General features: G+C 60.5%; 36 protein-coding genes. 2 read left to right on the plus strand and 34 right to left on the minus strand.

Annotated elements, in window-relative coordinates:
• Positions 1–233 precede the first annotated feature (233 nt).
• On the plus strand, positions 234–3263 hold the full coding sequence (locus tag ACQRD3_RS05285; RefSeq protein ID WP_427780260.1) for an S-layer homology domain-containing protein: 3030 nt from the start codon (positions 234–236) through the stop codon (positions 3261–3263).
• 197 nt (positions 3264–3460) lie between these two features.
• On the opposite strand, the gene ACQRD3_RS05290 is transcribed toward ACQRD3_RS05285, so the two are convergent.
• The gene (locus tag ACQRD3_RS05290; RefSeq protein ID WP_427780262.1) at positions 3461–3874 is read right to left on the minus strand and encodes a hypothetical protein; all 414 of its coding nucleotides are present in this window, start codon (positions 3872–3874) and stop codon (positions 3461–3463) included.
• A 234-nt stretch (positions 3875–4108) separates the two neighbouring features.
• On the opposite strand from ACQRD3_RS05290, the gene ACQRD3_RS05295 reads away from it, so the two are divergent.
• Complete coding sequence (locus ACQRD3_RS05295) at positions 4109–4513, plus strand: hypothetical protein (protein WP_080906376.1); 405 nt, start codon at positions 4109–4111, stop codon at positions 4511–4513.
• Positions 4514–4597: 84 nt separating this feature from the next.
• On the opposite strand, the gene ACQRD3_RS05300 is transcribed toward ACQRD3_RS05295, so the two are convergent.
• From ACQRD3_RS05300 to rplC, 33 genes are all read right to left on the minus strand, one after another.
• Positions 4598–7354 (minus strand): S-layer homology domain-containing protein, encoded by a 2757-nt coding sequence (locus ACQRD3_RS05300; protein WP_427780263.1) that lies wholly within the window; start codon positions 7352–7354, stop codon positions 4598–4600.
• 244 nt (positions 7355–7598) lie between these two features.
• Positions 7599–8096 carry a flavodoxin family protein BilS gene (gene bilS / locus ACQRD3_RS05305; RefSeq protein WP_427780265.1) on the minus strand — a complete coding sequence of 166 codons (498 nt, stop codon included), beginning with the start codon at positions 8094–8096 and terminating at the stop codon, positions 7599–7601.
• Positions 8097–8515: 419 nt separating this feature from the next.
• Positions 8516–8857, minus strand: coding sequence for a 50S ribosomal protein L17 (rplQ, locus tag ACQRD3_RS05310; protein ID WP_080906379.1), 342 nt, complete (start codon positions 8855–8857; stop codon positions 8516–8518).
• A gap of 25 nt (positions 8858–8882) precedes the next feature.
• Positions 8883–9836, minus strand: a complete 954-nt coding sequence (locus ACQRD3_RS05315; RefSeq protein ID WP_080906380.1) for a DNA-directed RNA polymerase subunit alpha — start codon at positions 9834–9836, stop codon at positions 8883–8885.
• 77 nt (positions 9837–9913) lie between these two features.
• Positions 9914–10516 (minus strand): 30S ribosomal protein S4, encoded by a 603-nt coding sequence (gene rpsD, locus ACQRD3_RS05320; RefSeq protein WP_080906381.1) that lies wholly within the window; start codon positions 10514–10516, stop codon positions 9914–9916.
• A 20-nt stretch (positions 10517–10536) separates the two neighbouring features.
• The gene (gene rpsK, locus ACQRD3_RS05325; protein ID WP_080906382.1) at positions 10537–10935 is read right to left on the minus strand and encodes a 30S ribosomal protein S11; all 399 of its coding nucleotides are present in this window, start codon (positions 10933–10935) and stop codon (positions 10537–10539) included.
• A gap of 12 nt (positions 10936–10947) precedes the next feature.
• Complete coding sequence (gene rpsM / locus ACQRD3_RS05330; protein WP_080906383.1) at positions 10948–11316, minus strand: 30S ribosomal protein S13; 369 nt, start codon at positions 11314–11316, stop codon at positions 10948–10950.
• 21 nt (positions 11317–11337) lie between these two features.
• Entirely contained in the window at positions 11338–11451 is a 114-nt protein-coding gene (rpmJ, locus tag ACQRD3_RS05335; protein WP_006573428.1) for a 50S ribosomal protein L36, read from the minus strand.
• 94 nt (positions 11452–11545) lie between these two features.
• Positions 11546–11764 (minus strand): translation initiation factor IF-1, encoded by a 219-nt coding sequence (gene infA / locus ACQRD3_RS05340; RefSeq protein ID WP_080906384.1) that lies wholly within the window; start codon positions 11762–11764, stop codon positions 11546–11548.
• Positions 11765–11768: 4 nt separating this feature from the next.
• Entirely contained in the window at positions 11769–12023 is a 255-nt protein-coding gene (locus ACQRD3_RS05345; protein WP_427780270.1) for a KOW domain-containing RNA-binding protein, read from the minus strand.
• Position 12024: 1 nt separating this feature from the next.
• Positions 12025–12780: a type I methionyl aminopeptidase gene (map, locus tag ACQRD3_RS05350; RefSeq protein ID WP_427780294.1), complete on the minus strand. Its 756-nt coding sequence runs from the start codon at positions 12778–12780 to the stop codon at positions 12025–12027.
• Positions 12781–12790: 10 nt separating this feature from the next.
• On the minus strand, positions 12791–13423 hold the full coding sequence (locus ACQRD3_RS05355; protein WP_080906495.1) for an adenylate kinase: 633 nt from the start codon (positions 13421–13423) through the stop codon (positions 12791–12793).
• Between the two features lie 23 nt (positions 13424–13446).
• On the minus strand, positions 13447–14796 hold the full coding sequence (gene secY / locus ACQRD3_RS05360) for a preprotein translocase subunit SecY (RefSeq protein WP_080906386.1): 1350 nt from the start codon (positions 14794–14796) through the stop codon (positions 13447–13449).
• A gap of 1 nt (position 14797) precedes the next feature.
• Positions 14798–15238: a 50S ribosomal protein L15 gene (gene rplO / locus ACQRD3_RS05365; protein WP_080906387.1), complete on the minus strand. Its 441-nt coding sequence runs from the start codon at positions 15236–15238 to the stop codon at positions 14798–14800.
• A gap of 13 nt (positions 15239–15251) precedes the next feature.
• A complete protein-coding gene (gene rpmD, locus ACQRD3_RS05370; RefSeq protein WP_080906388.1) occupies positions 15252–15434 on the minus strand; it encodes a 50S ribosomal protein L30 in 183 nt (60 codons plus the stop codon).
• 15 nt (positions 15435–15449) lie between these two features.
• Positions 15450–15950, minus strand: coding sequence for a 30S ribosomal protein S5 (gene rpsE, locus ACQRD3_RS05375; RefSeq protein ID WP_080906389.1), 501 nt, complete (start codon positions 15948–15950; stop codon positions 15450–15452).
• A gap of 18 nt (positions 15951–15968) precedes the next feature.
• The gene (rplR, locus tag ACQRD3_RS05380; RefSeq protein ID WP_080906390.1) at positions 15969–16328 is read right to left on the minus strand and encodes a 50S ribosomal protein L18; all 360 of its coding nucleotides are present in this window, start codon (positions 16326–16328) and stop codon (positions 15969–15971) included.
• 17 nt (positions 16329–16345) lie between these two features.
• Entirely contained in the window at positions 16346–16894 is a 549-nt protein-coding gene (gene rplF, locus ACQRD3_RS05385; RefSeq protein WP_080906391.1) for a 50S ribosomal protein L6, read from the minus strand.
• A 15-nt stretch (positions 16895–16909) separates the two neighbouring features.
• Positions 16910–17311 (minus strand): 30S ribosomal protein S8, encoded by a 402-nt coding sequence (rpsH, locus tag ACQRD3_RS05390; RefSeq protein ID WP_080906392.1) that lies wholly within the window; start codon positions 17309–17311, stop codon positions 16910–16912.
• Positions 17312–17489: 178 nt separating this feature from the next.
• Positions 17490–17675: a type Z 30S ribosomal protein S14 gene (locus ACQRD3_RS05395; RefSeq protein ID WP_080906393.1), complete on the minus strand. Its 186-nt coding sequence runs from the start codon at positions 17673–17675 to the stop codon at positions 17490–17492.
• A 14-nt stretch (positions 17676–17689) separates the two neighbouring features.
• A complete protein-coding gene (gene rplE, locus ACQRD3_RS05400) occupies positions 17690–18235 on the minus strand; it encodes a 50S ribosomal protein L5 (RefSeq protein WP_198933191.1) in 546 nt (181 codons plus the stop codon).
• Between the two features lie 32 nt (positions 18236–18267).
• Complete coding sequence (gene rplX, locus ACQRD3_RS05405; RefSeq protein WP_080906395.1) at positions 18268–18585, minus strand: 50S ribosomal protein L24; 318 nt, start codon at positions 18583–18585, stop codon at positions 18268–18270.
• A gap of 17 nt (positions 18586–18602) precedes the next feature.
• Positions 18603–18971 (minus strand): 50S ribosomal protein L14, encoded by a 369-nt coding sequence (gene rplN / locus ACQRD3_RS05410; RefSeq protein WP_080906396.1) that lies wholly within the window; start codon positions 18969–18971, stop codon positions 18603–18605.
• 12 nt (positions 18972–18983) lie between these two features.
• Positions 18984–19247: a 30S ribosomal protein S17 gene (rpsQ, locus tag ACQRD3_RS05415; RefSeq protein WP_080906397.1), complete on the minus strand. Its 264-nt coding sequence runs from the start codon at positions 19245–19247 to the stop codon at positions 18984–18986.
• Between the two features lie 16 nt (positions 19248–19263).
• On the minus strand, positions 19264–19467 hold the full coding sequence (gene rpmC, locus ACQRD3_RS05420; protein ID WP_080906398.1) for a 50S ribosomal protein L29: 204 nt from the start codon (positions 19465–19467) through the stop codon (positions 19264–19266).
• Positions 19464–19901, minus strand: coding sequence for a 50S ribosomal protein L16 (gene rplP, locus ACQRD3_RS05425; protein WP_080906399.1), 438 nt, complete (start codon positions 19899–19901; stop codon positions 19464–19466). Before rplP ends, rpmC begins: the two co-directional genes overlap by 4 nt.
• Positions 19902–20759, minus strand: a complete 858-nt coding sequence (gene rpsC, locus ACQRD3_RS05430; protein ID WP_080906400.1) for a 30S ribosomal protein S3 — start codon at positions 20757–20759, stop codon at positions 19902–19904.
• Between the two features lie 15 nt (positions 20760–20774).
• Positions 20775–21107 carry a 50S ribosomal protein L22 gene (gene rplV, locus ACQRD3_RS05435; protein ID WP_080906401.1) on the minus strand — a complete coding sequence of 111 codons (333 nt, stop codon included), beginning with the start codon at positions 21105–21107 and terminating at the stop codon, positions 20775–20777.
• A 14-nt stretch (positions 21108–21121) separates the two neighbouring features.
• Entirely contained in the window at positions 21122–21394 is a 273-nt protein-coding gene (gene rpsS / locus ACQRD3_RS05440) for a 30S ribosomal protein S19 (RefSeq protein WP_080906402.1), read from the minus strand.
• Positions 21395–21407: 13 nt separating this feature from the next.
• Positions 21408–22241, minus strand: coding sequence for a 50S ribosomal protein L2 (gene rplB, locus ACQRD3_RS05445; RefSeq protein ID WP_080906403.1), 834 nt, complete (start codon positions 22239–22241; stop codon positions 21408–21410).
• Positions 22242–22255: 14 nt separating this feature from the next.
• Entirely contained in the window at positions 22256–22555 is a 300-nt protein-coding gene (rplW, locus tag ACQRD3_RS05450; RefSeq protein WP_080906404.1) for a 50S ribosomal protein L23, read from the minus strand.
• Positions 22555–23169 (minus strand): 50S ribosomal protein L4, encoded by a 615-nt coding sequence (gene rplD / locus ACQRD3_RS05455; protein ID WP_080906405.1) that lies wholly within the window; start codon positions 23167–23169, stop codon positions 22555–22557. Before rplD ends, rplW begins: the two co-directional genes overlap by 1 nt.
• Before the next feature lie 18 nt (positions 23170–23187).
• Complete coding sequence (rplC, locus tag ACQRD3_RS05460) at positions 23188–23913, minus strand: 50S ribosomal protein L3 (protein WP_080906406.1); 726 nt, start codon at positions 23911–23913, stop codon at positions 23188–23190.
• Positions 23914–23942 lie beyond the last annotated feature (29 nt).

Here is a 23942-nt window from a genome sequence, read left to right on the forward strand (position 1 = left end):
TCTACCAAAAGTCTACCAAAAAAAGCCGCAAACGCTTGGGGCTCAAGGGGTTGGAAGAGCATGCCAAAAAGCCGGTCTACCAAAAAGTCTACCATGGTTATCTTTTGATTGTAAACTTGTTGTTTTTATAAAAAAGAAGTCAAAATTTATAATGTTTTTTTTAAAAGCAGAGGTGTCGTTCTCCTATTATCCGGAAAGATTTTCCCTGCCAAAAATAAGAAGGAGGAATATCCATGAACAACCTCAAGCGCGTTCTCAGCCTGGGCCTCACCGGCGCCATGCTGACCGGCATGATGGTCATGGGCGCCAGCGCCGCTAAGTTTAACGATGCTGACAAGATCACCCATACCGAAGCCGTCAACACCATGGTCGCCCTGGGCGTACTCAAGGGCAAGGACACCGGCAACTATGATCCCCAGGGGATCGTCACCCGTGCCGAGATGGCCAAGATCATCTGCGTCGCTCTGAACGGCGGCGAGGATCCCACTCTGGGCGTCAAGGCCACTCCCACCTACAAGGACATCAAGGGCCACTGGGCCGAGAGCTACATCGAGTACTGCTCCAGCATCGGCGTGATCGCCGGCCAGGGCGACGGCACCTTCGCTCCCGACGCCACCGTCACCGGCTCCGCCGCCGCCAAGATGTTCCTGGTGGCTCTGGGCTACGACACCAAGGTGTTCGGCTTCACCGGCATGGACTGGGAGATCAACACCAACGTCCAGGCCAACGACGCCAAGCTGTACGACGATCTGAAGGGCATGAACGCCTCTGCCGGCCTGACCCGCGACAACGCCGCTCAGATGGCCTTCAACGCCATGGAAGCCAAGATCATGGAAAAGAGCTATGACAGCGTCGCTTCTACCGGCGAGGTCACCTACAAGTACGCTCTGAGCACCACCACCACCTTCCTGAACGAGTACTTCGACGCCTACACCTTCATCGGCACCTATGAGGGCAACAAGGACACCGGCGCCGCCAACGTGGACGGCCAGATCAAGGTCATCGGCCGTCTGGACACCGAGTCCGCCGTTTACGATGACAAGGGCGCGATCAAGAACGACCGCTCCGCCTATCTCCCCTCCGATCTGGACATCTCCAACATCGGCGAGGAAGTGAAGGTCATCTTCAAGGACGGCAAGTCCGGCACCACCAAGACCCCCGATAAGAACGACACCATCTACGGCGTCTTCAACACCGGTAAGACCGAGGTCTACAACGTGACCAAGAACGACATCCAGGACGCCGAGAGCGAGACCAAGGTGAAGTTCGGCGACGCCAAGTATGACCTGGCTTCCTCCGTGAAGGTCGTCACCAACTACATCACTGACGACGCCAAGACCTACGAGGGTAAGAATCAGGGCTCCGAGCTCCAGAAGGCCCTGAAGGTCCAGTCCGGCGACACCATCAAGTTCGTCGCCAATGACGACGGCAAGATTTACGCCGCCTATGTGACCGAGTACAAGGCCACCAAGGTGACCGGCGTCACCTCCAGCAAGGTCACCCTGTCCGGCGTCGGCGCGATCGACATCGACGACAATCACATTTACGAGGGCATCGCCAAGGACGACGTGGTGGTCTACACCAAGTTCTATGACGCTGACAAGGACGACGCCACCTTTACCGTCGTCAAGGCTGAGACCGTCACCGGCGAGCTGACCTCTTTCAAGGACGACGACAAGAACACCACCAAGGTCACTGTGTCCGGCACCACCTACAAGGTCCACAACACTCTGGTCGAGGTCACCGACGACTCCACCACCAAGGTGGACGAGGAGGACATCGGCGAGGACGTGGTGATCTACCTGGTCAACGGCCTGGTCGCCGCGGTCGACGTGCCCGACACCACCACCAACAGCTACGCTGTGGTCACCGGCTTCAACGGGGGCACCGTGGACGCCACTTACGACGCTATGAACGTCAAGGTCCTGATGTCCGACGGCAGCACCGCCAAGTACGACGTCCACAAGGACTCCACCTATGACGGCAGCAACAAGATCAAGGACCTGGAGGACAGTGTCGAGAAGAAGCTGTTCGAGAACAAGACCCTGATCAAGTACACCATGTCCGGCAACGAGATCAAGATCAAGGACATTGTGGATCGGGGCGATGGCGTGAAGGTCACCCTGACCACAGGAGATAATAACAGCATCAAGCTGTGGAACAAGGACAACAAGTCCCTGACCCTTACCACAAAGAATAACGCCGTGGACACCACCGCCGTGGCTTCCAGCGACGCCGTGCTCTACGTCTACGTGGGCGGCGAGACCGATAAGTGGTACACCTACAGCCTGCGCAGCCTGGGCAACATCAACATCACCGGCGACACCGCTCTCCAGTACTACCTGAAGGACGGCCAGGTCGTGGCCGCCTGCGTGGAACTGTCCCGCAAGCCCGGCAGCAACACCGCCGACACCCTGTACGGTATTGTCACCGACTACAACGGCACCACCAAGATCTCCGGCGACACCTACTACAGCTACTCCGTCTGGACCGGCGAGGACAAGACCGTTTACGTCGACTCCAAGGATGCCACCAAGCTGGCCACCGGCAACATCGTCACCTTTGACGAGACCAGCGACGGCCAGTACACCCCCGGCGACTTCACCGTGTATGCCCAGTTCAGCAACGGTGCCTATACCTTCAAGAATGTGGGCAGCACCATGGCTGTGGCTGTGGATTCCTACAGCGCCAACAAGGGCATCCTGACCTACTTTGCGGGCACTAGCAAAGTTGCCGGCAGCAACCCCGTCACTTACGTGGGCACCGGCGACAGCAAGTCCCTCTCCGTGGCGGACGACGTGGTCATCGTCTACGTGGATGGCGATGAGCAGGACAAGGGCAGCGACAACGGCGTGGCGTCCTTCGACACCACCACCGGTTATGCCAACGCCATCGTCCACAAGGACAGCGACGGCGTGGTCGACGCCATCATCGTCGAGACCTCCGGCAAGAAGAACTTTGGCTCTGCTCCCGCTGAGCCTGTCTCCCTGAAGAACGACAATAAGACCATCGAGGACTCCGAGGGTAAAAATGGTGCCTACACCGTGACTGTTCCCGAAAAGGCCACCGTTGGTGCTTCCTTTGACGTCACTGTGAAGTGCACTTCCGTTGACGAGGCGAACGCAAAGGGTGAGGTTGTGACCGTCACATATGGCGCTCAGGAGGCCAAGTTGACCTTTGAGAAGGCCGAAACTCAGACCGCCACCTTTACCGCAGTCTCTGAACAGACTTCCGTGAGCGCCACTGTTAAAGCTGCTGAGTGACTTCTTCTTCCCTTTCTGATCGAGGGAAAAGCCGCGTAAAACGAGAGGGTACCCCGGATGATTTCTCGTCCGGGGTACCCTTTCCCCGTACACATCGCAGGCAGATCGCAAAAGAGCGGCGTTCCCCATCGGGGAACGCCGCTCTTCTCGCCGCGAAAAACCGGCCTTTTCCGCCGCCGGGGCGGCGGCCCCACGCGTCAGCACAGGGCCAGATAGTGGAAGGTTGAGATCCCGCTGTTGCTGAACAGCTTCCAGCTGGTACCGTTGTTGGAGAGATAGTAGACCCGGAAGCCGGTGTCCTCTATGGATACGGATACCAGCGTGTCGTTCAGCCGCACCGGGCGCCCCCGCAGGGCCAGGCCGCCGTAGCAATAGTAGCCGTCCCGGATTTCCCCGGATTCCTCGGCCACCAGCACCGCCCGGGGCTGGAAGCCCAGGTCGATCAGCTGCGAGGCCTTCCCATTCCCCGTGTAAGCGCCCGCGACCACTCTGGACGCCCCGTCGATCGCCGTATCAATGGCCGCAAAATTCTCATTGAACTCCTCCCGCAAAAAGTCATCCCCCGGTTCCCACTTGTGGAGCTGGTAGTGCTCCGTCTTTTGACTTGACATGATACCTCCCCTTTCGTTGGGGCGGCGGCCTGCCGCCCAACCGGGCGGGGGCGGCGTACAACGTTGCCGGAAGGAGTCCTCCTTCTTTTTCCGAGGGGTTTTTGCGCCCCGGCCACAAAAATTTTGGGCAAAAGGGCGCAAAAACCCCCCGGAAACAGTGGGGGGACGGCTTCGTCCCAGGTTGCATCCCCCGCCGCCAGAGGGGGAACCAACATTTGAAAAGGGGGATGCAGCATGTCAACCAACAAAAGCGAGCGCTATCAGTTAAACCTCTGGGAGCCGGGGGACGACTTTATCCGCACGGAATTCAACGAGAACTTCACCAAGCTGGACGGGGCGGCCCGGGTGGTATTCGGCACCTACACCGGGGACGGCGCCGCAACACGACACATCGAGCTGGGTTTTCAGCCCGCGGGAATCATCCTGATGCGCGAGGATGGAATCATGGCGCCAAGCGCGACCTCCATCTATGGAGGATTGGCCTTTCAGAACAGACCGGCCCATTCGACCATGTGGGGGAACAAAGACCTTTTTTCGGTGGATGAAAGCGGCTTCACCGTTCACTATCAGCTATTTGAACATCTAACCATCACTGTGAACACGTTAGACTATGTCTATTTCTACATGGCGATCCGGTGATCAACGAAGAGGAAAAGCGGCGCTCCCCGAAGGGAGCGCCGCTCTTTTGTCATTCCGCTCAGACAGAGTGAAGAGATCCGGCAATTAGCCGTTCACGTTCAGGATGTCGTTGCAGTAGACGATCAGGGCAACAGTGTTGCCGGTGCCCATGACATAGTACGCGTTGGCGTAGTAGTTGCCATCGGGAGTCTTGTCGGCAATGGCCAGCTCGCCGCCGGTCACACCTTCCTTGTCCGCCACGTTGACGGTCAGGATGACGGTGTCCTTGTCGATCTCCAGAAGGTTGCTCTTGCTGCCATTCTTGTTGACCACATCCACACTGGCGGTGCCGATGGTCTCGGTGGTCATACCGGACAGGAACTGGATCTCATCGCTGCCGTTGTAGGCCACGATGGCGCCAATGCCGGAGGTAGCCTTATCCAGCTTGGCAACGGACTTGACGTCGATGTAGTTGCCGTCAGCCACATAGGTGATCACGGTGTTCTTGGCCAGGTTGGTCAGATCAGCGCTGTTGGCCTTGTCGCTGGTGGTCACAGTGACGGTCTCGGTGCCGTTGAAGATCTTGAAGGTAGCGACCAGGCCGTTGTCGCTGTTATCCACAGTCTCAATGGAGGAGACCACGTAGCCGTACTGGGTGTCGGCGGAGGTCACATTGCCCTCCACGTAGGCCAGAGAAATGGTGCTGTAGCCGTTGGAGGAGTTCTTGTCGGCGTAGGCGTTCTTGACAGTGGCGGTAGCCATCTTCATCAGGGTGGCGCCGGTGACGACAGAGTAGCTGGTCTCGGACTTCTTGACGAAGACCACAGCATCAGGAGCAATGTAGTTGCCGCCGATGGTGCTCTTGCTGTTCTTGGCATAGGTGTAAGCACCGGAGACGACCTCGTCAAAGCCGGCAGTGTCGGCATTGGAGGAAGCCGGGGTCAGAACGTACTTGTCGTCCTCGACCTTGTAGGTGACCAGCTTGGCGACCAGAGAATCGCTGTTGGAACCGCCGCCGCTAACGGTGGCAGAGTAGTTCTTGTCGGTGTCGACAACCTTCTTGGTGCCGTCGGTGAAGATCAGCTTCGCCTGGTTGCCGTTCAGGCCGTTGGCAAAAGAGCCGACAGCGGAGATGACCACGGCGTAGTCCTTGGTCTCCACGGTCTTGCTGGTATCCAGGTAGAAGGCGTAGCCGTTGACGATGACAGCCTTGCTGGCGGTACCGCCGGCAGTAGCGGTCTCGGAGCCGCCGGAGATCAGCAGGGTGGTATCGGCGATGTCGTACCAGGTATCAGCGATCTTGAAGCTCTTGCCGCTGTTCTTGGTGGAGGTGATGGCGCCGGAAACAATGGTATCCACCTTGGCGTAGGTCTCGGTGTCGTCCACAGTGTTCTTGGCAGCCACGATGGTGACGTAGTCGTTCTTGGCCATGCCCTCGTAAACGTTGGCATCCTCAAACTTCACGGTCTTGCCGCCGGCGGTGAAGGACTTGGAGCCCACGTAGGTCACCTTGGCGACAGTGAAGGGAGTGTAGACGACCTGATCAACCTTGCCGTCGCCGTCCAGATCCACAGCCTTGAAGGAAGCGGCCTTGTTGGTGGGCAGGGTGCCCAGGTTGGTGGTAGTGGCGCCGTCAAAGTTGTTGAAGGCGTACACGGGGGTCTTGGCGGCGGTGGTGTTGTCCAGCTTGTAGCTGTTGTCGCCAAAGTCCACAGTGGTGTCGGTAGCCTTGCAGTCGATGTCGCCGATCACGCCGGTAGCCAGAACGGCGCCGCCGGAGGCGAACACGCCGTAGACATCGTCAGAAGCCTTGGACAGGACCTTGACCTTCTCGCCCATCAGAGCGCTGAAGTCCTCAGCGACCTTGGTGTAGGTCACGCCGTCAGACAGAGTGACGGTGTAGGTGCCCTTGGCGTCCTTCTCTACCTTCTTCAGGTAGACCATATCCTCGTCATAGGTATCCAGAGAGAGATACTTGTGGCCGAAGGTCTCGTCCTTGGTCTTGGTCACGGACTGAGTGCCGTAAACAACCTTGGAGAGAGAAGCCAGGGTGTAGTCGGTGCCCAGCTTAGCGTCGCTCTTGACAGCAGTGGCGGCAGCGGCGGCATCGGCGTAGGAGGAGTACTCCTCGTTGTTCAGCACGTTCAGCTCGCTCACCTTGGAGGTGAACACATAGACCTTCTCGCTGCCCACAGCCACGGACTCGGTGCCGGTGTAGGTGTAGGTGCTGGTCTTGTAGTCAGCGCCGCTGGAGCCCAGCTCCACGGTCTTTGCGTCCAGAGCGTTGTAAAGCATCTGGGCGGCGTTGTCACGGCTCATGGCAACGGAGGTGTTGATGCCGCTGAGCTTCTTGTACAGGCCGACCTGGTTGGCCTGGGAGTTGGTGTTGATGGCCCAGTCCAGACCCACAAAGCCGGAAACCTCAGCCTTGTAGCCCATGGTGGTCAGGATCATCTTGGCGGCCTCGGTGGAGGTCACAGTGGCGTCGGGGCCATAGCTGCCGTCGCCGCGGCCGGCAACGTAGCCCATGGAAGAGCAGTACTCGATGTAGCTCTCAGCCCAGTGGCCCTTGATGTCCTTGTAGGTAGGAGTGGTCTTGACGCCCAGGACGGGCTCCTTGCCGCCGTTGATGGCGACGCAGAGCATCTTGGCCATCTCGGCACGGGTGACGTTGCCGGTGGGATCAAAGGCACCGGTGTCCTTGCCCTTGATGACGCCCAGGGCGACCATGGTGTTGACGGCATCGGTGTTGGTGATCTTGTCGGCGTCGCTGAAGTTGGCAGCGCCGGCGCCCATGACCATCATGCCGGCCAGCATGGTGCCGGTGAGGCCCAGGCTGAGAACGCGCTTGAGGTTGTTCATGGATATTCCTCCTTCTTATTTTTGGTTTGAGGCATCGTCTTTTTGCCAGGCGGAGGCAAAAGAACGACTCCCCTTACCTTACAGAGGCCATCATACCCTATCCGCCTCTCATCGTCAAGAGCGACGGGGCATTTGTAACACAAGCGTAATCTTGCGCGGCAAACTCCCATTTCTGTATGGCGGATTCCTTAAGACAGTTGCACGAACCGATACATCCGGCGCCGGAAAAACTTCGGACCATCGCTCAGGACATCACGTTCAGCGCCAGTTCGCCCAGCCGTTTCAGGTCTTCCTCGTTCGGATGCGTAAGAGCGCGGTCAAAATTTTCTATCCACTCCCGCGCCTGCTCGGGCTGCCGTACGGCCATGGCCTCATAGCGCTGTCGGACCGACGGCGGCATCCTGCCCTGGCACAGGAAAGATCCTGCCAGCGTATTGGAGGGATCCAGGCGGGCAGCCACCCTGCCCAGGATCTGGTCAAAATACGCCTGGCTGCCGCCGAAGCCCGCAGTCCCAAACAGAAATATCTTTTTGTTATGCAGCCGCTCCAAAAACGCGGCGCTCTCCTGATCGGCCCCTCCTCGATCCGTCCAAAAACCCGTAAAAATCAGCTCGGCCGCCTCTCCCCGGGGGTCCGGTCCGCCCAAGTAGACGCGCTCCTCCGCCGGCAGTGCATCCGCCAGCTTCTCCGCCAACAGCGCGGTATTGCCGGTTCTGCTGCTGTATACAATGGAATATTTCATCGATCAGATTCCTCCTTACTCCGGCAGCACTCCGGGTACTGCGCCGTCTTCTTCAGCAGGGACAAAAGCTGCATCCGTTCTCCGCCTGAGAGTCCCACGGTCACCCGTTCCTCCCACCGTCCAAACAGGTCGTGGCTCAGCCGGAAGACTTCCAGGCCCCGCTCCGTCAGGCGCAGCAGGCAGGAGCGCCGGTCAGCCTGTCATTGCAGTACTCCACAAAGCTTTTGCGCAGCGAGGTCACATAATTGGCAAGCGGCTGGTCCATGGTCCACCTCCGGTTTTCTCAGACTCAGCATAAGAAAAACAGTTGACTTTGTCAAGTATTTTTGGGGGTGCAAAAAAAGCTCCCGTCGTATCCCGGGCATTCCAGGGATACGACAGGAGCTTTTGCGTGTGGATGAAACGGGTTCCGGCCGGAATTACACCAGCTGGACCACGGCCATCTCAGCGGCGTCACCGCGGCGGGGCCCGATGCGGACCACGCGGGTGTAGCCGCCGTCACGAGTGGCGTACTTGGCGCCGATCTGGTCGAAGAGCTTCTTCGCCACATCCTCCTTGGTCAGGAAGGCCAGCGCCTGACGGTAGGCGGCCAGGTCGTTCTTCTTGGCCAGGGTGATCATCTTCTCGGCCATGGGAGCCACTTCCTTGGCGCGGGTGACAGTGGTCTTGATCTGGCCGTTCTCCAGCAGGTAGGTGGTCATGGCGCGGAGCATGGCCATACGCTGGTCGGTGGGCTTCCCCAGTTTACGATTCGCGGGCATGTTGTCTCACTCCTCTCGGCGTGTATTAGTTGTTGTTCTCGTCGTCAGCAAGGTTCAGACCCATCATGGCCAGCTTGTTGATGACTTCCTCCAGGCTCTTGCGGCCCAGATTGCGCACCTTCATCATCTCGTCCTGGGTCTTGGAGATCAGATCCTCGACGGTGTTGATGTTGGCCCGCTTCAGGCAGTTGAAGGACCGGACGGAAAGATCCAGCTCCTCGATGGTCATCTCCAGCACCTTGTCCCGCTGGGCCTCAGCCTTCTCCACCACGGTGGATGCGGAGCCCATGGTCTCGGACAGGTCGGTGAACAGCAGGAAGTGGTCCACCAGGATCCGGGCGCCCAGGCTGACCGCGTCGCGGGCATCGATGGTGCCGTTGGTCCAGACCTCCAGGGTCAGCTTGTCGAAGTCGGTCCGATCGCCCACACGGGTGTTCTCCACGGTGTAGTTGACCTTCTTCACAGGGGTGTAGACCGAATCCACAGGGATGACGCCGATGACGGTCTGGGGAGTCTTGTTCCGGTCGGCAGGGTCGTAGCCCCGGCCGTGGGACAGGGTCAGCTCCATGTTGAGGCTGGCCCCGGGGCCCAGAGTGGCGATGTGGAGCTCCGGATTCAGGACCTCCACCTCGCCGTCGGCCTTGATGTCGCCTGCGGTGACTTCGCACTCGCCGCTGGCTTCAATATACACCGTCTTGACTCCCTCGCTGTGGAGCTTGGCGATGATGGACTTGACGTTGAGGACGATCTCGGTGACATCTTCCTTCACGCCGGGAATGGTGCAGAATTCGTGCTGGACCCCGGCGATCTTGATGGAGGTCACCGCGGTGCCGGGCAGGGAGGAGAGGAGCACCCGCCGCAGGGCGTTGCCCAGAGTGGTGCCATAGCCCCGCTCCAGCGGCTCCACCACGTACTTGCCGTAGGTGTTGTCGCCCACGTTCTCCTGACAGTCAATGCGGGGTTTTTCGATTTCAACCATAGATTACCCTCCTTCTGAGGACGGCGGGGCAGACCCGCCGCCGATTCGATGTGCTCGTCTGAATTCGAGGGTAAGGCTTACTTGGAGTACAACTCGACGATGAGGTGCTCCTCGATGGGCAGGTCGATATCCTCGCGGGCAGGCATCTTGGTAACGGTGCCCTTGAGGGTGTTCTTCTCTTTCTCCAGCCACTGGGGAACGTTGACGATGATGGCGTCCTCGCCCAGGAACCGCTTGAACTTCACGGAGGACCGGCTGGTCTCACGGACCTCGATCACATCGCCCACCTTCACCAGGTAGGAGGGGATGTTGACCTTCCGGCCGTTGACGGTGAAGTGGCCGTGGTTCACCAGCTGACGGGCCTCGCGGCGGGTCATGGCGAAGCCCAGGCGGTAGACTGCGTTGTCCAGGCGGCGCTCCACCATGACCAGCAGGTTCTCACCGGTCTTGCCGGGCATCCGGGCGGCCTTCTCGTAGTACGCGCGGAACTGCTTCTCCATGATGCCGTACACGAACTTGACCTTCTGCTTCTCCTGCAGCTGCATGGCGTACTCGCTCTGCTTGCGGCGGACGTTGGCCTTGGGCTTGCGATTGGTGGTCTTCTTGTCGTAACCCATGGCGGCGGGAGAAATGTTCAGCGCCTTGCAGCGCTTGGCGACGGGCTGCATATTCTTAGCCATATTCTGATTTCTCCTCCTTCTTACACTCTGCGGCGCTTGGGCGGGCGGCAGCCGTTGTGGGGCACGGGAGTCACGTCCTTGATGAGGGTGACTTCCAGGCCCACGGCCTGCAGCGCGCGGATGGCGGCCTCACGGCCGGCGCCGGGTCCCTTCACGTAGACCTCGACGGTCTTCAGGCCATGCTCCATGGCGGCCTTGGCGGCCGTCTCGGCGGCGGTCTGAGCGGCGAAGGGGGTGGACTTCCGGGAGCCCCGGAAACCCATCTCGCCGGAGGATGCCCAGGACAGGGCGTTGCCGTTGGCGTCGGTCATGGTGACCATGGTGTTGTTGAAGGAGGAGCGGATATGCACCTGGCCCTTCTCCACGTTCTTCTTCTCGCGGCGCTTGCGCACCACTTTTTTCGCGTTATTCGCAGCCATTGATATCCCTCCTTACTTCTTCTTATTCGCGACGGTACGCTTCGGGCCCTTGCGGGTACGGGCGTTGGTCTTGGTCCGCTGGCCCCGGACAGGCAGGCCGCGGCGATGCCGCACGCCCCGGTAGCAGCCGATCTCGGTCAGCCGCTTGATGTCCATAGCCAGGTCGCGGCGGAGGTCGCCCTCCACGGTATAGCTGTGCGCGATCACCTCACGCAGCTTCGCTTCCTCGTCCTCAGTCAGGTCCTTGACCCGGGTATCGGGGTTGATCCCGGTTTCCGCCAGGATCTTATTGGCGCTGGTGCGCCCAATGCCGAAGATATAGGTCAGACCGATCTCGATCCGTTTGTCCTTCGGCAGGTCAATGCCAGCAATACGAGCCATACTGTTTCAGCACCTCCTACTTTAACCTTGTCTCTGTTTATGCTTGGGGTTTTCGCAGATAACCATGACCTTGCCCTTGCGCTTGATGATCTTGCACTTCTCGCACATGGGCTTCACGGACGGTCTTACTTTCATGATAAACCTCCTTGAATGCCTGAATGGCCCCAGCAGGGAGTGGGCAAGGCCCAGCTTCTCCCTCGCCGGTCGTTGATGGTAACTTTCACGGCGCTCATTTCGTGCGCCAAGTGATTCTGCCTCGGGTCACATCGTAGGGCGACATCTGGACCGTGACCTTGTCTCCGGGCAGGATGCGGATGAAGTTCATCCGCAGCTTCCCGGAGATGTGGGCCAGGATGATGTGGCCGTTTCCGATGTCCACGTGAAACGTGGTGTTGGGAAGGGATTCTGTGACGACGCCCTCCACCTCGATCATATCGTCCTTTGCCAAAGCGTCAAACCCTCCTTGACTGGGCTCGGAAAGCGGCCAGCGCTCTCCGGATCTCATTGTCGGTGACCGGTGTCTGCCGGTCCAGCTTCCGGGCATAGGCCCCTGCGGGTTCGGTGTGCCTTCGCTTCTTCCGCTTGGGGGCGGACAGACGGCGGTGCTTTCCGTCGCAGAGCAGGAGGTAAGGTTCCTCCACGCCCACCACGAAAAAGAGCTCTCCTCTGTCACGCCCGGCCAGGGATCGCACGACGGCCCACTCCATCTCAGCCCTCGCCCGGATCGGTGAGGATCTCGGGCTCGCCGTCGGTGATGAGGATCGTGTTCTCATAGTGGGCGGTGAGGCTGCCGTCGGCGGACACCGTGGTCCACCGGTCCCCCAGCACACGTACATGCCAGTCGCCGGCGCACACCATGGGCTCCACAGCGATCACCATGCCCGGCTGGAACCGGGCCCCATGGCCGGCCGCCCCGTAGTTGGGGACTTCCGGTGCCTCGTGCATCTTGGAACCCACACCGTGGCCCACAAAGTCCCGCACCACGCCGTAGCCGAAGCTCTCGACATACTGCTGGACCGCGTGGCCCACATCGGAGACCCGCTGTCCCACCCTGGCGAATTTGATGCCCTCAAAGAAGCTCTGCCGAGTGACCTCGATGAGCTTTCGGGCCTCGTCGCTCACCTCCCCGCAGGGGAAGGTGGCGGCACAGTCGCCGTGAAAACCGTCCAGATAAGCGCCCACGTCAATGGAGACGATGTCGCCCTCTTCCAGCTTTCTGTGGTTGGGAATGCCGTGGATCACCACCTCGTTGACCGAGGCGCACACAGAGGCGGGATACCCGCCATACCCCAGGAACGACGGCTTCGCGCCGTGGCTTTCGATGAACTTCCGAACCGCCCGGTCGATCTCCAGCGTGGTGACGCCCGGGCGGACCAGGGAGCCGGCCAGCGCGCGGGCCTGAGCGGTGAGCCGCCCGGCCGCGCGCATCTTCTCGATCTCCCTGGGGGACTTGATGGAAATCATGTCCACAGGATCACTTCCCCAGTACCGCCATAATCCGACGGTTGACGCTCTCGATGTCCCCCGCGTCCTCCACCAGGCTCAACACGTTCCGCTCCTGGTAAAAGGCCTTGAGCGGCTCGGTCTCGCTGTGGTAGACCTCCAGGCGGTGGCGTACTGTGGCGGCAGAGTCGTCCGGGCGCTGGATCAGCGCATGGCCGCAGTTGTCACAGGTGCCCTCGCTCTTGGGGGGATTGTTGGTCAGGTGATAGGTAGCGCCGCAGTTCTGGCACACTCTGCGCCCTTCCAGGCGCTCCTCCACCACGTTGTCGGCGGTCTCGATAGAGATGACGTGGTCGAACCGGACGCCCGCGCTCTCCAGGGCCTGAGCCTGGGCGATGGTGCGGGGCACCCCGTCCAGGATATAGCCCAGAGCGCAGTCGGGCTTTTCCACCCGCTCCGCCACGATGCCGATGATGACATCGTCGGGGACCAGCTTGCCGGCGTCCATAAAGGACTTGGCCTTCTTGCCCACCTCGGTGCCCTCCTTGACGGCGGCACGGAGCATATCTCCGGTGGAGATGGTGGGAATGCCCAGTTTTTTGCTGACGATGGCCGCCTGAGTGCCCTTACCGGCACCCGGAGGGCCCAAAAAGATCAGTTTCATCATTTTTTACTACGCCTCCGGTATCACTCAAGGAATCCCTTGTAGTGACGCATCATGAGCTGAGCCTCCAGCGCCTTGCTGGTCTCCAGGGCAACACCCACCACGATGATGATGGAAGTGCCGCCGATGGCCAGGCTCTGAACACCGATGATGTTTCCGGTGACGATAGGAGCGATGGCGATCACGGAGAGGAAGATGGCACCGAAGAAAGTGATCTTATTCAGCACCTTGCGAATAAAATCAGCGGTGGGCTTGCCCGGACGGAAGCCGGGGACAAAGCCGCCGTTCTTCTTCAGGTTGTTGGCCACCTCCACCGGATCAAACTGCATGGTGGAGTAGAAGTAGCTGAACGCCAGGATCAGGAGGAAATACACCACGGTGTACACGATCCCGTTGGCGTCAAACACTTTCAGAAAACCGCCCCAGAACCCCTCGTCCCCGGCCTGCACGCCTGCAAAGGCGCAGATGGTGGCGGGGAGGGAGGCAATGGACTGTGCGAAGATGATGGGCAGCACGCCGGACATATTCACCTTCATGGGGATGTGGCTGGACTGGCCGCCGTACATCTTCCGGCCCACCACCCGCTTGGCATACTGCACGGGGATGCGGCGCTCGGCGTTCTGGATCCAGACCACAAAGAGGATCAGGGCCAGCATGCCGATGATGATGAGTGCCAGGCCCCAGGGGGGCATGACGAAATAGTTGGCCAGCTGCTGCGCGGTGAAGTCGGTGGTGTCCACGGGGTGGGCCCAGTGGCTCACGCCGGTGGCCATGGTGCGGATCATCTGGGGCATCCGGGAGAGGATACCGGCAAACAGGATCATGGAGATGCCGTTGCCGATTCCCTTGTCGGTGATCTGCTCGCCCAGCCACATGACGAAAGCGGAGCCGGCGGCAAAGGTGGCCACGATGACGATGGCCGCCCAGATGCCGTTCATGCCGCCCAGGTCCAGCAGGTTGTTGGTACGGATGATGGTGTAGTAGCCAAAGCCCTGGAGAATGGCGATGGCCACGGTGACATAGCGGGTGATGGCGGCGATCTTCTTCTTGCCCTCTTCTCCCCCGTCCTTGGCCAGCCGCTCCAGGGCCGGAACGGCCACCGTGAGGAGCTGGATGATGATGGAGGAGTTGATATAGGGCTGTACGCCCAGAGCAAACACGGCGGCGATGGAGAAAGCCGTGCCGTTCATGGTGCCCAGAAGGCCGAAGATGGTGCCGGACATGCTGCTGATATAATCGGCCAGCGCGTCTGTCTGAATGAAGGGGACAGGCACGGCGGAGCCGAGGCGGAAGATCAAAAGCGCAAAGACGGTAAACAGGATCTTGTTTTTAAGCTCAGGGACCTTCCACGCGTTTTTCAGTGTCTGAATCACTTCAGATCACCTCGGCCTTTCCACCTGCCGCTTCGATCTTTTCCTTGGCGGAGGCGGAGAAAGCCGTGGCGCGCACCGTCAGCTTCTTGGTCAGGTTGCCGTTGCCCAGAACCTTCACGCCGTACTCGCACTTGGAAAGGATGCCCATTTCCAGCAGGTCGCAGACATTGACGGTGGCACCGTCCTCAAATTTGTTCAGAGAAGCCACGTTGATGGCCTCCAGGGGCTTGGCGAAAATGTTGTTGAAGCCGCGCTTGGGCAGGCGGCGGGCCAGAGGCATCTGGCCGCCTTCGAAACCGACGCGGATGCTGCCGCCGGAGCGGGCCTTCTGGCCCTTGTGTCCCCGGCCGCCGGTCTTACCGTTGCCGGTACCGGGACCGCGGCCCTTGCGCTTGCCCACCTGGGTGGAGCCGGCCGCGGGGGAAAGATCATGCAAATTCATGCTACGCTCCTCCTTACTTGTCCTCGGTGACCTGCAGGAGGTAACCGATGCTGGCGATCTTGCCGCGGGTGGCGGCATTGTCCGGCTGGACGGTGGTATCACCGATCTTGCGCAGGCCCAGAGCTTCCGCGGTGGCCTTGTGCTTGGCGAGACGGCCGTTCAGGCTCTTGGTCAGCTTGATAGTCAGGTTAGCCATTTCGTTCCGTCCTCCTTAACCGACGATTTCTTCCACGCTCTTGCCCCGGGTCCGGGCGACCTCTTCGGGCGTCCGCAGAGAGCGGAGACCCTGGAAGGTGGCGGAGACCACGTTCTGGGGGTTGTTGGAGCGCAGGCATTTGGCACGGATGTCACGGATGCCGGCGGCCTCCATGACAGCGCGCACCGGGCCGCCGGCGATGATGCCGGTACCGGGGGCAGCGGGCTTGAGCAGCACGCGGCCGGCGCCGAACTCACCGATGACCTCGTGGGGAATAGTCGTGCCGGAAACACTGATCTTGGTCATGTTCTTCTTGGCATCCTCGATGCCCTTGCGGATGGCCTCGGGGACTTCGGCGGCCTTACCGGTGCCGAAACCCACATTTCCCTTTTCGTCGCCGACCACCATGAGGGCGGCGAACTTCATGACGCGGCCGCCCTTGACGGTCTTGGACACGCGGTTCAGGGAAACGAGCTTCTCGCTGTACTCGCTTTGTTCTCTTTCAAATCTAGCCAATTTCGTTTCCTCCTCCCGTTAAAATTCCAGGCCGCCCTCGCGGGCGCCTTCGGCCAGGGCCGCGACGCGGCCGTGGAAAACATAGCCGCCCCGGTCGAACACCACGGTCGTGATGCCGGCAGCCTTGGCGCGCTCGGCGACCATCAGGCCCACCTTCTTGGCGGCCTCACAGTTGGAGCCGTTTCCCTCAAAGGCCTTGTCCAGGGAGGAAGCGGAAACCAGAGTCTTGCCCGCGACATCGTCGATGATCTGGGCATAGATGTTGGTCCCGCTGCGGAACACGTTCAGACGGGGTCTCTCGGGCGTGCCGGAGATTTTCCCGCGGACTCTCTTGTGGCGCTTAAGCCGCTGCGCGTTGGTATCGGGTCTCTTGATCATTTTGGCACACCTCCTTATTATTTCTTCTTGGCGCCGGTCTTGCCTTCCTTGCGGCGGATGACTTCATCGGCATATTTGATGCCCTTGCCCTTGTAAGGCTCAGGCGGTCTTTTCTCTCTCACTTCGGCGGCAAACTGGCCCACCTTCTGCTTGTCAGCACCGCGGATCACAATGTGGTTGGGATCGGGCACATCGATGGTGATGCCGTCAATCTCCTCCACGATGACCTGGTGGGAGAAGCCCAGGGTCATCACGAGCTTCTTGCCGTCCTTTGCCACACGGTAACCAACACCGTTGACATCCAGCCTCTTCTCGAAGCCGTCAGTCACGCCCACCACCATGTTGTGGAGCAGGCTCCGGGTCAGGCCGTGGAGGCTGCGGTTCTCTTTGGTGTCGTCAGGACGGGACACATGGAGCTCGGCGCCCTCCTGGGTAATGTTCATGGCGGGGCACAGCTGCTCGGTCAGGGTGCCCTTGGGACCCTTGACGGTGACCAGGTTGCCCGCCTCGATCTTCACGTCCACGCCAGCGGGGACAGAGATCGGCATTCTACCAATTCTAGACATTCTCTATTCCCCTCCTTACCACACGAACGCCAGGACTTCACCGCCGACGTGGGCCGCACGGGCAGCCTTGTCGGTCATGACGCCCTTGGACGTGGAAACGATGGCGATGCCCAGGCCCTTGATGACCCGGGGCAGCTCTTCAGCACCGGCATACACCCGCAGGCCGGGCTTGGAGACCCGGCGCAGGCCGGTGATGACCTTTTCCTTGTTGGGCTGGTTGTACTTCAGGGCGATGCGGATGATGCCCTGCGTGCCGTCGTCAATGAGCTGATAGCTCTTGACATAGCCCTCGTCCAACAGGATCTGTGCGATGGACTTCTTCATGTTGGAAGCGGGGACGTCAACCGTGTCATGCTTGGCATTGTTGGCATTGCGGATGCGGGTGAGCATATCCGCAACAGGATCTGTAATGTGCATGAGTGTTACCTCCTTATAGAATTACAGGCTTCGCCTGTATCAGCGGCAAGGTATCGGAGTTAGGCGCTCTCCGACCTGTTGTCCGCCGGCGGGGGATATTGTAAAAGTGAAACGTGAAGCGTGAAAGGTGAAAAGCGGGCTGCACTTTTCACGTTTCACTTACTTCCCTTTTCACGATTTACCAGGAAGCCTTCTTCACGCCGGGGATCTGGCCCTTGTAGGCCAGCTCGCGGAAGCAGATACGGCAGATGCCGTAGTCCCGCAGGTAGGCGTGGGGACGGCCGCAGATCTTGCAGCGATTATAGCGGCGGCTGGAGAATTTCGGCTCGGCCTGCTGCTTGAGGATCATGGATTTCTTAGCCATCTCGTTTTCCCTCCTTAGGCGCGGGCGGCGAAGGGAGCGCCGATGAGCGTCAGCAGCTCACGAGCCTCTTCGTCGGTATTGGCGGTGGTGCAGAGCACGACGTCCATGCCCCGGATCTTGTCGATCTTGTCATACTCGATCTCAGGGAAGATCAGCTGCTCCTTGATGCCCAGGGCATAGTTGCCGCGGCCGTCGAAGGAGTTGGGGTTGATGCCGCGGAAGTCGCGCACGCGGGGCAGGGCCACGTTGAACAGGCGGTCCAGGAACTCCCACATCCGGTCGCCTCGGAGGGTGACCTTGGCGCCGATGGGCATCTCCTCACGGAGCTTGAAGTTGGCCACGGACTTCTTGGCCTTGGTGATGATGGCCTTTTGGCCGGTGATCTTGTTCAGATCGCCCACGACGGCCTCCAGGACCTTGGAGTTGTCCCTGGCCTCGCCGCAGCCGCAGTTGACCACGATCTTATCCAGCTTGGGGATCTGCATGACGGACTTGTAGCCGAACTTCTGCATAAGAGCAGGAGCGACCTCGGCCTGATACTTCGCCTTCAGGTTGGGCATTTTCTTTTCAGCCATTTGTTACTCCTCCTCTCTCAGATCTCGGCGCCGCACTTCTTGCAGACGCGCACACGCTTGCCATCCGCGCCCACCTTGCTGGCGGGACGGGTGGGCTTGTTGCACTTGGGGCACACCCGCATGACCTTGCAGGCGTAAATGGGGGCTTCCTTCTTCACGATGCCGCCCTCTTCGCCCTGCTTGCGGGGCTTGGTGTGGCGGGTGGCCACATTGACCTTCTCCACAATGACCTTGCGGGTCTCGGGCATGGCCTCGAGGACCTTGCCCTGCTTGCCCTTGTCCTTGCCGGAGAGGACGATGACAGTATCGCCCTTCTTGATGCTCATAGTGTTCATGTTCTTCTCCTACCCCCTTACAGCACTTCGGGAGCCAGGGACAGGATCTTCATGTAATCCTTATCCCGGAGCTCACGGGCCACGGGCCCAAAGATACGGGTGCCCTTGGGGTTCTTGTCGTCCTTGATGAGGACGGCGGCGTTCTCGTCAAAGCGGACGTAGCTGCCGTCGGCACGGTGGATACCCTTGGCGGTACGGACGATAACGGCCTTGACCACTTCGCCCTTCTTCACGGTGCCGCCGGGCTGAGCCTTACGGACAGAGGCCACAACGACGTCGCCGATGTTGCCGAACTTCCGCTTGGAGCCGCCCAGGACACGAATGGCTTTGATTTCCTTGGCGCCGGTATTATCGGCCACCTTCAGATAGCTTTCCTGCTGAATCATACTGGCACCTCCTTATTTGGCTTTCTCGAGGATCTCGACCACGCGCCAGCGCTTGTCCTTAGACAGGGGCCGGGTCTCCATGACCCGCACGCGGTCGCCCACGTTGCAGGCGTTCTGCTCATCGTGGGCCTTGAGTTTGTAAGTTCTCTTGACGATCTTCTTGTACAGGGGATGGGCCACACGGTCGGCGATGGCCACAACCACGGTCTTGTCCATCTTATCGGAAACCACCAGGCCGACTCTGGTCTTGCGTGAAGAAGTTCTCACTTCGCTCATGTTTTACTCCTCCTTCTTATCGGCCTGCGAGCTGCTGCTCGCGGATGATGGTCTTGACCCGGGCAATGTCCCGCTTGACCTGAGCGATCTTCACGGGATTGTCCAGCTGGTTGGTCGCGTGCTGAAGACGGAGCTGGAACAGGTCCTTCTTCAGGTCGCCCAGCTTCGTCTCCAGCTCGGCGGCGCTCATTTTACGGACGTCATTCGCTTTCATCTTCATTCACCACCATTCTCGGTCACAGAAGGAGCTTCCTTCTTCACGATCTTGCACTTGACAGGCAGCTTGTGGCTGGCCAGACGGAGGGCCTCCTTGGCCACTTCCTCGGTCACGCCGCCGATCTCGAACATCACGCGCTCGGGCTTGACCACGGCGATCCAGTACTCGGGGGCGCCCTTACCGGAACCCATACGAGTGCCCAGCGCCTTCTTGGTCACGGGCTTATCGGGGAAGATCTTGATCCAGACCTTGCCGCCGCGCTTGGTGTAGCGGGTCATGGCGATACGGGCGGCCTCGATCTGGTTGGAGGTGATCCACGCGGGCTCCAGAGACTGGAGGCCCCAATCACCGTAAGTCACGGTGTTGCCGCGGGTGGCCTTGCCGGTCATGCGGCCACGGTGCACACGGCGGTATTTGCTTCTCTTGGGCAGCAGCATTTAATTCTGGCCTCCTTCCTGAGTCTGAGGGGCAGCGGGCGCAGCGGCGGGGCGGGGGGCCGGCCGGCTCTGCACGCGGTTGTAAGTGGGGCCCTGGTTTGGACCGCGGCGGTCATCGCGGCGGAAGCCGCCGCTGCGGCGGTCGCCGTCCCGGCGATCCCGACGGGGACGATCCGGGCGCTCCTTGAAGTTCTTGGTGTCCAGGGTGCGGGGGGTGGTCCGCAGGGTCTGGGTCAGGACCTCGCCCTTGTAGATCCACACCTTCACGCCGATGCGGCCGTAAGTGGTGGCAGCCTCGGTGAAGCCGTAGTCGATATCGGCACGCAGGGTCTGCAGGGGAATGGTGCCGTCATGATAGTGCTCGGTACCGGCGATCTCGCGTCCGCCCAGACGGCCGGAGCAGGAGACCTTGATGCCCAGAGCGCCGCCGCGCATGGCGCGGCCCATGGCGTTCTTCATCGCGCGGCGGTGGCCGATGCGGGCCTCCAGCTGCTGGGCGATGCTCTCGGCCACCAGCTGAGCGTCGGTGTCGACGCTCTTGACCTCCACGATGTTGAGGGCGACCGGCTTGCCGATCATCTTCTCCACCTGAAGGCGGATGCGCTCGATCTCAGTGCCGCCCTTGCCGATGACCACGCCGGGCTTGGCGCAGTGCAGGTAGATGCGGACCTTGGCGTTGTCTCGCTCGATCTCGATCTTGGGCACTCCGGCGGAGTACAGGGCCTTCTTCAGGTAGCCGCGGATCTTGTGATCCTCCACCAGCAGGTCGCCCACGTTCTCGTTTTTGGCGTACCAACGGGAGTCCCAATCTTTGATAACACCCACGCGAAGACCGTGGGGATTGACTTTCTGTCCCATATTGTTCCTCCTCCCTTAGCGCTCGGCCACCGCGATGGTGATATGAGAAGTGCGCTTGTTGATCCGGTAGCCGCGTCCCTGGGCACGAGGCATCATCCGCTTGATGATGGGGCCGGGGGTGGCGAAGGTCTCGGAGACATACAGCTTCTCGGGATCCATCTGGTGGTTGTTCTCGGCGTTGGCGGCGGCACTCTTCAGCAGCTTCAGCAGAAGCTCAGAAGCGGCCTTGGGCGTGGTCATGAGAATGGCGGTGGCCTGGGCCACGCTCTTGCCGCGGATCAGGTCGCACACGATGCCGACCTTACGGGGAGAGATACGGGCGTATCTCAGAACTGCTTTCGCTTCCATCTACTCTCTCCTCCTTACTTACCGGTCTTGGTGCCGGCGTGACCCTTGAAGGTACGGGTGGGGGCGAACTCGCCCAGCTTGTGGCCCACCATATCCTCAGTGACGTACACGGGCACGTGCTTGCGGCCGTCATGGACGGCGAAGGTGTGACCGACGAAGGAGGGGAAGATGGTGGAGGCGCGGCTCCAGGTCTTCATGACCTTCTTCTCGTTCGTTTCATTGAGCTTGTCGACCCGCTTCAGAAGCTCGGGAGCGCAAAACGGGCCTTTCTTGATGCTTCTAGACATGTTTTACTCCTCCTTACTTCGCGTTACGGTGCTTGACGATGAACTTCTCGGTCCGGTTCTTGCCCTTGCGGGTCTTGTAACCCATCGCCGGCTTGCCCCAGGGAGTGACAGGGCCGGGACGGCCGACCGGGCTCTTGCCCTCGCCGCCGCCGTGGGGGTGGTCATTGGGGTTCATGACGGAACCGCGGACGGTGGGCCGCCAGCCCATGTGGCGTTTCCGGCCGGCCTTGCCGATCTGGATGTTCTCGTGATCGGTGTTGCCCACCTGGCCGATGGTGGCGATGCAGTCCAGCCGGATATAGCGCATCTCGCCGGAGGGCAGACGGACCTGGGCCATGCCGTTCTCCTTGGCCATCAGCTGAGCGGCCACACCGGCGGAACGGACCAGCTGGCCGCCCTTGCCGGGATAGAGCTCAATGTTGTGGATCAGAGTGCCCACGGGGATCTCGCTGATGGGCATGGCGTTGCCGGGCAGGATGTCCGCGCCGGTGCCGGTCATGATGATGTGGCCGGCCTTCAGGCCCACGGGAGCCAGGATATAGCGGCGCTCGCCGTCCTCGTACTCGATGAGGGCAATGTTGGCGGAGCGGTTGGGATCGTACTGCAGATTGATGACGGTGGCCTTGCCGGCCTTGTCACGCTTGAAGTCCACAATGCGGTACTTCTTCTTGTTGCCGCCGCCGCGATGGCGGACGGTGATGCGGCCGTAGCTGTTGCGGCCGGCATTCTTCTTCAGGTTCTCCAGAAGGCTGCGCTCGGGCTTGGCCTTCTTGTCGATCCCCTCGAAGGCGGACACGGTCATGTGGCGCCGGGAGGGGGTCGTCGGTTTATAAGTCTTGATCGCCATTTTCCTTCTCCTCCTTACACCATGCCCTCAAAGAACTCGATGGACTTGGAATCGGCGGTCAGGGTGACCATTGCCTTCTTCCAGGAGGCGCGGCGTCCGGCGGGGAACCGTCCGGTGCGCTTTTCCTTGCCAATCATGTTCAGAGTGTTGACCTTGGCAACCTTTACGCCGAAGATCTCCTCGATCGCCTTGGCGATCTCGATCTTGTTGGCGCTCTTGGCCACCTCGAAGGTGTATTTTTTGTTTTCGGTCTCGCCCATGGACTGCTCGGTGATGATGGGGCGCTTAATGATGTCGTAAGCAGTGGTAGCCATTACGCGAACACCTCCTCGATCTCGGCCAGAGCCGCCTTGTCCACGATGAACTCATTGGCGTTGACGATGTCGTAAACGTTGATGAGCTTGGCGGGGGTGGTCAGCACGCCGGGGATGTTCCGGGCGGACTTGACCACGTTGGGGCAGGCGGTGACCACAACGGCCTTGTCGCCGCCCACCGCGTTCAGGAAGCCCTGGAAGGTCTTGGTCTTGATCTCGTCCATGCCGAGATCCTCCACCACGATGACCTTGCCCTGGGCCGCCTTGGCGGAGAGGGCAGACTTCAGAGCCAGACGGCGGACCTTCTTGTTCAGGGTATAGCGGTAAGAGCGGGGCTTGGGGGCGAACACGATGCCGCCGTGGGTCCACTGGGGAGCCCGGGTGGAACCCTGACGGGCCCGGCCGGTGCCCTTCTGGCGCCAGGGTTTCCGGCCACCGCCGGAGACCTCCGCGCGGGTCAGGGCAGACTGGGTACCCTGACGGCAGTTGGCCAGGTGGTTCTTCACCACGTCGTGCATCACGCTGACGTTGGGCTCAATGCCGAAAATGGCGTCGGACAGGTCGATCTCGCCGACCTGAGTGCCGGCCATGTTGAAAACGTTAGCCTTAGGCATGTCTCTTCTCTCCTCTCCTTAAGCTTTGCGGGCCGAGGCCTTCTGGGGATTACGGCCGGAAGCCTTCTGCGGGTTCTTGCTGATGTCGGCCGCAGCGCTCTTCTCCTTGACGTTGATCACGCTGTTGCGCAGGTAGACGATGCCGCCCTTGGGGCCGGGGATGGCGCCCCGAACGGCGATGACGCCCAGCTCGGTATCCACCTTGATGACGTCCAGGTTCAGCACAGTGACCTGATCCACGCCCATGTGGCCGGCGCCGATCTTGCCCTTGAAGATCCGGGAAGGATCGGTGCTGGAGCCCATGGAGCCGGCGTGACGGTGCACGGGGCCGCTGCCGTGGGTCTCCTTCAGGCGGTGAGCGCCCCAGCGCTTGATGACGCCCTGGTAGCCGTGGCCCTTGCTGACGCCGGTGACATCCACCCGGTCGCCCGCCGCAAAGACAGAGCAGTCCACGGTATCGCCCACGTTGAGCTTGTCGCAGTCCTTGAGTTTGAACTCCTTGAGGACCTTTTTGAGCACGCCCTCGCCTGCCTTCTTCAGGTGACCCAGTTCAGGCTTGGTGAGCTTGCGCTCGGGCACGTCCTCGTAGCCCAGCTGCACGGCGGTGTAGCCGTCCTTCTCCTCGGTCTTCTTCTGCACCACGGTGCAGGGGCCCGCCTCAATGACGGTGACCGGGATGACGCGGCCGGCTTCGTCGAAGATCTGCGTCATGCCGACCTTCTTGCCGATGATGGCCTTTTCCATGTGTTTTCCTCCTTAATAAGGTTATTGGT

The sequence above is a fragment of the Candidatus Pseudoscillospira sp. SGI.172 genome (assembly GCF_050313575.1).
In the GTDB taxonomy this organism is placed as follows: Bacteria; Bacillota; Clostridia; order Oscillospirales; family Oscillospiraceae; genus Vermiculatibacterium.

What these genes read in the sequence shown, in the direction of transcription:
- rplQ (WP_080906379.1), bottom strand. Translation starts at nt 8,857, where the DNA reads ATGCCCGCGAATCGTAAACTGGGGAAGCCCACCGACCAGCGTATGGCC.
- ACQRD3_RS05285 (WP_427780260.1), top strand. Translation starts at nt 234, where the DNA reads ATGAACAACCTCAAGCGCGTTCTCAGCCTGGGCCTCACCGGCGCCATG.
- rplW (WP_080906404.1), bottom strand. Translation starts at nt 22,555, where the DNA reads ATGGCTACCACTGCTTACGACATCATTAAGCGCCCCATCATCACCGAG.
- rpsM (WP_080906383.1), bottom strand. Translation starts at nt 11,316, where the DNA reads ATGGCTCGTATTGCTGGCATTGACCTGCCGAAGGACAAACGGATCGAG.
- ACQRD3_RS05300 (WP_427780263.1), bottom strand. Translation starts at nt 7,354, where the DNA reads ATGAACAACCTCAAGCGCGTTCTCAGCCTGGGCCTCACCGGCACCATG.
- rpsD (WP_080906381.1), bottom strand. Translation starts at nt 10,516, where the DNA reads ATGGCTAAGAATATGCAGCCCGTCGCCAAGCGCTGCAAGGCGCTGAAC.
- ACQRD3_RS05295 (WP_080906376.1), top strand. Translation starts at nt 4,109, where the DNA reads ATGTCAACCAACAAAAGCGAGCGCTATCAGTTAAACCTCTGGGAGCCG.
- rplC (WP_080906406.1), bottom strand. Translation starts at nt 23,913, where the DNA reads ATGGAAAAGGCCATCATCGGCAAGAAGGTCGGCATGACGCAGATCTTC.
- rplO (WP_080906387.1), bottom strand. Translation starts at nt 15,238, where the DNA reads ATGAATTTGCATGATCTTTCCCCCGCGGCCGGCTCCACCCAGGTGGGC.
- rplN (WP_080906396.1), bottom strand. Translation starts at nt 18,971, where the DNA reads ATGATTCAGCAGGAAAGCTATCTGAAGGTGGCCGATAATACCGGCGCC.
- rpsH (WP_080906392.1), bottom strand. Translation starts at nt 17,311, where the DNA reads ATGCACATTACAGATCCTGTTGCGGATATGCTCACCCGCATCCGCAAT.
- bilS (WP_427780265.1), bottom strand. Translation starts at nt 8,096, where the DNA reads ATGAAATATTCCATTGTATACAGCAGCAGAACCGGCAATACCGCGCTG.
- rpmD (WP_080906388.1), bottom strand. Translation starts at nt 15,434, where the DNA reads ATGGCTAACCTGACTATCAAGCTGACCAAGAGCCTGAACGGCCGTCTC.
- rplP (WP_080906399.1), bottom strand. Translation starts at nt 19,901, where the DNA reads ATGCTGCTGCCCAAGAGAAGCAAATACCGCCGTGTGCACCGTGGCCGC.
- rplV (WP_080906401.1), bottom strand. Translation starts at nt 21,107, where the DNA reads ATGGAAGCGAAAGCAGTTCTGAGATACGCCCGTATCTCTCCCCGTAAG.
- ACQRD3_RS05355 (WP_080906495.1), bottom strand. Translation starts at nt 13,423, where the DNA reads ATGAAACTGATCTTTTTGGGCCCTCCGGGTGCCGGTAAGGGCACTCAG.
- rplF (WP_080906391.1), bottom strand. Translation starts at nt 16,894, where the DNA reads ATGTCTAGAATTGGTAGAATGCCGATCTCTGTCCCCGCTGGCGTGGAC.
- rplB (WP_080906403.1), bottom strand. Translation starts at nt 22,241, where the DNA reads ATGGCGATCAAGACTTATAAACCGACGACCCCCTCCCGGCGCCACATG.
- rplD (WP_080906405.1), bottom strand. Translation starts at nt 23,169, where the DNA reads ATGCCTAAGGCTAACGTTTTCAACATGGCCGGCACTCAGGTCGGCGAG.
- map (WP_427780294.1), bottom strand. Translation starts at nt 12,780, where the DNA reads ATGATTTCCATCAAGTCCCCCAGGGAGATCGAGAAGATGCGCGCGGCC.
- rpmJ (WP_006573428.1), bottom strand. Translation starts at nt 11,451, where the DNA reads ATGAAAGTAAGACCGTCCGTGAAGCCCATGTGCGAGAAGTGCAAGATC.
- rpsQ (WP_080906397.1), bottom strand. Translation starts at nt 19,247, where the DNA reads ATGAGCGAAGTGAGAACTTCTTCACGCAAGACCAGAGTCGGCCTGGTG.
- ACQRD3_RS05345 (WP_427780270.1), bottom strand. Translation starts at nt 12,023, where the DNA reads ATGGAGTGGGCCGTCGTGCGATCCCTGGCCGGGCGTGACAGAGGAGAG.
- rplE (WP_198933191.1), bottom strand. Translation starts at nt 18,235, where the DNA reads ATGCCCAACCTGAAGGCGAAGTATCAGGCCGAGGTCGCTCCTGCTCTT.
- ACQRD3_RS05315 (WP_080906380.1), bottom strand. Translation starts at nt 9,836, where the DNA reads ATGGTTGAAATCGAAAAACCCCGCATTGACTGTCAGGAGAACGTGGGC.
- rplX (WP_080906395.1), bottom strand. Translation starts at nt 18,585, where the DNA reads ATGAACACTATGAGCATCAAGAAGGGCGATACTGTCATCGTCCTCTCC.
- ACQRD3_RS05395 (WP_080906393.1), bottom strand. Translation starts at nt 17,675, where the DNA reads ATGGCTAAGAAATCCATGATCCTCAAGCAGCAGGCCGAGCCGAAATTC.
- rpmC (WP_080906398.1), bottom strand. Translation starts at nt 19,467, where the DNA reads ATGAAGATGAAAGCGAATGACGTCCGTAAAATGAGCGCCGCCGAGCTG.
- rpsS (WP_080906402.1), bottom strand. Translation starts at nt 21,394, where the DNA reads ATGTCTAGAAGCATCAAGAAAGGCCCGTTTTGCGCTCCCGAGCTTCTG.
- ACQRD3_RS05290 (WP_427780262.1), bottom strand. Translation starts at nt 3,874, where the DNA reads ATGTCAAGTCAAAAGACGGAGCACTACCAGCTCCACAAGTGGGAACCG.
- rplR (WP_080906390.1), bottom strand. Translation starts at nt 16,328, where the DNA reads ATGATCAAGAGACCCGATACCAACGCGCAGCGGCTTAAGCGCCACAAG.
- rpsC (WP_080906400.1), bottom strand. Translation starts at nt 20,759, where the DNA reads ATGGGACAGAAAGTCAATCCCCACGGTCTTCGCGTGGGTGTTATCAAA.
- rpsK (WP_080906382.1), bottom strand. Translation starts at nt 10,935, where the DNA reads ATGGCTGCGAATAACGCGAAAAAAGTGGTGCGCAAGCGCCGCGAGAAG.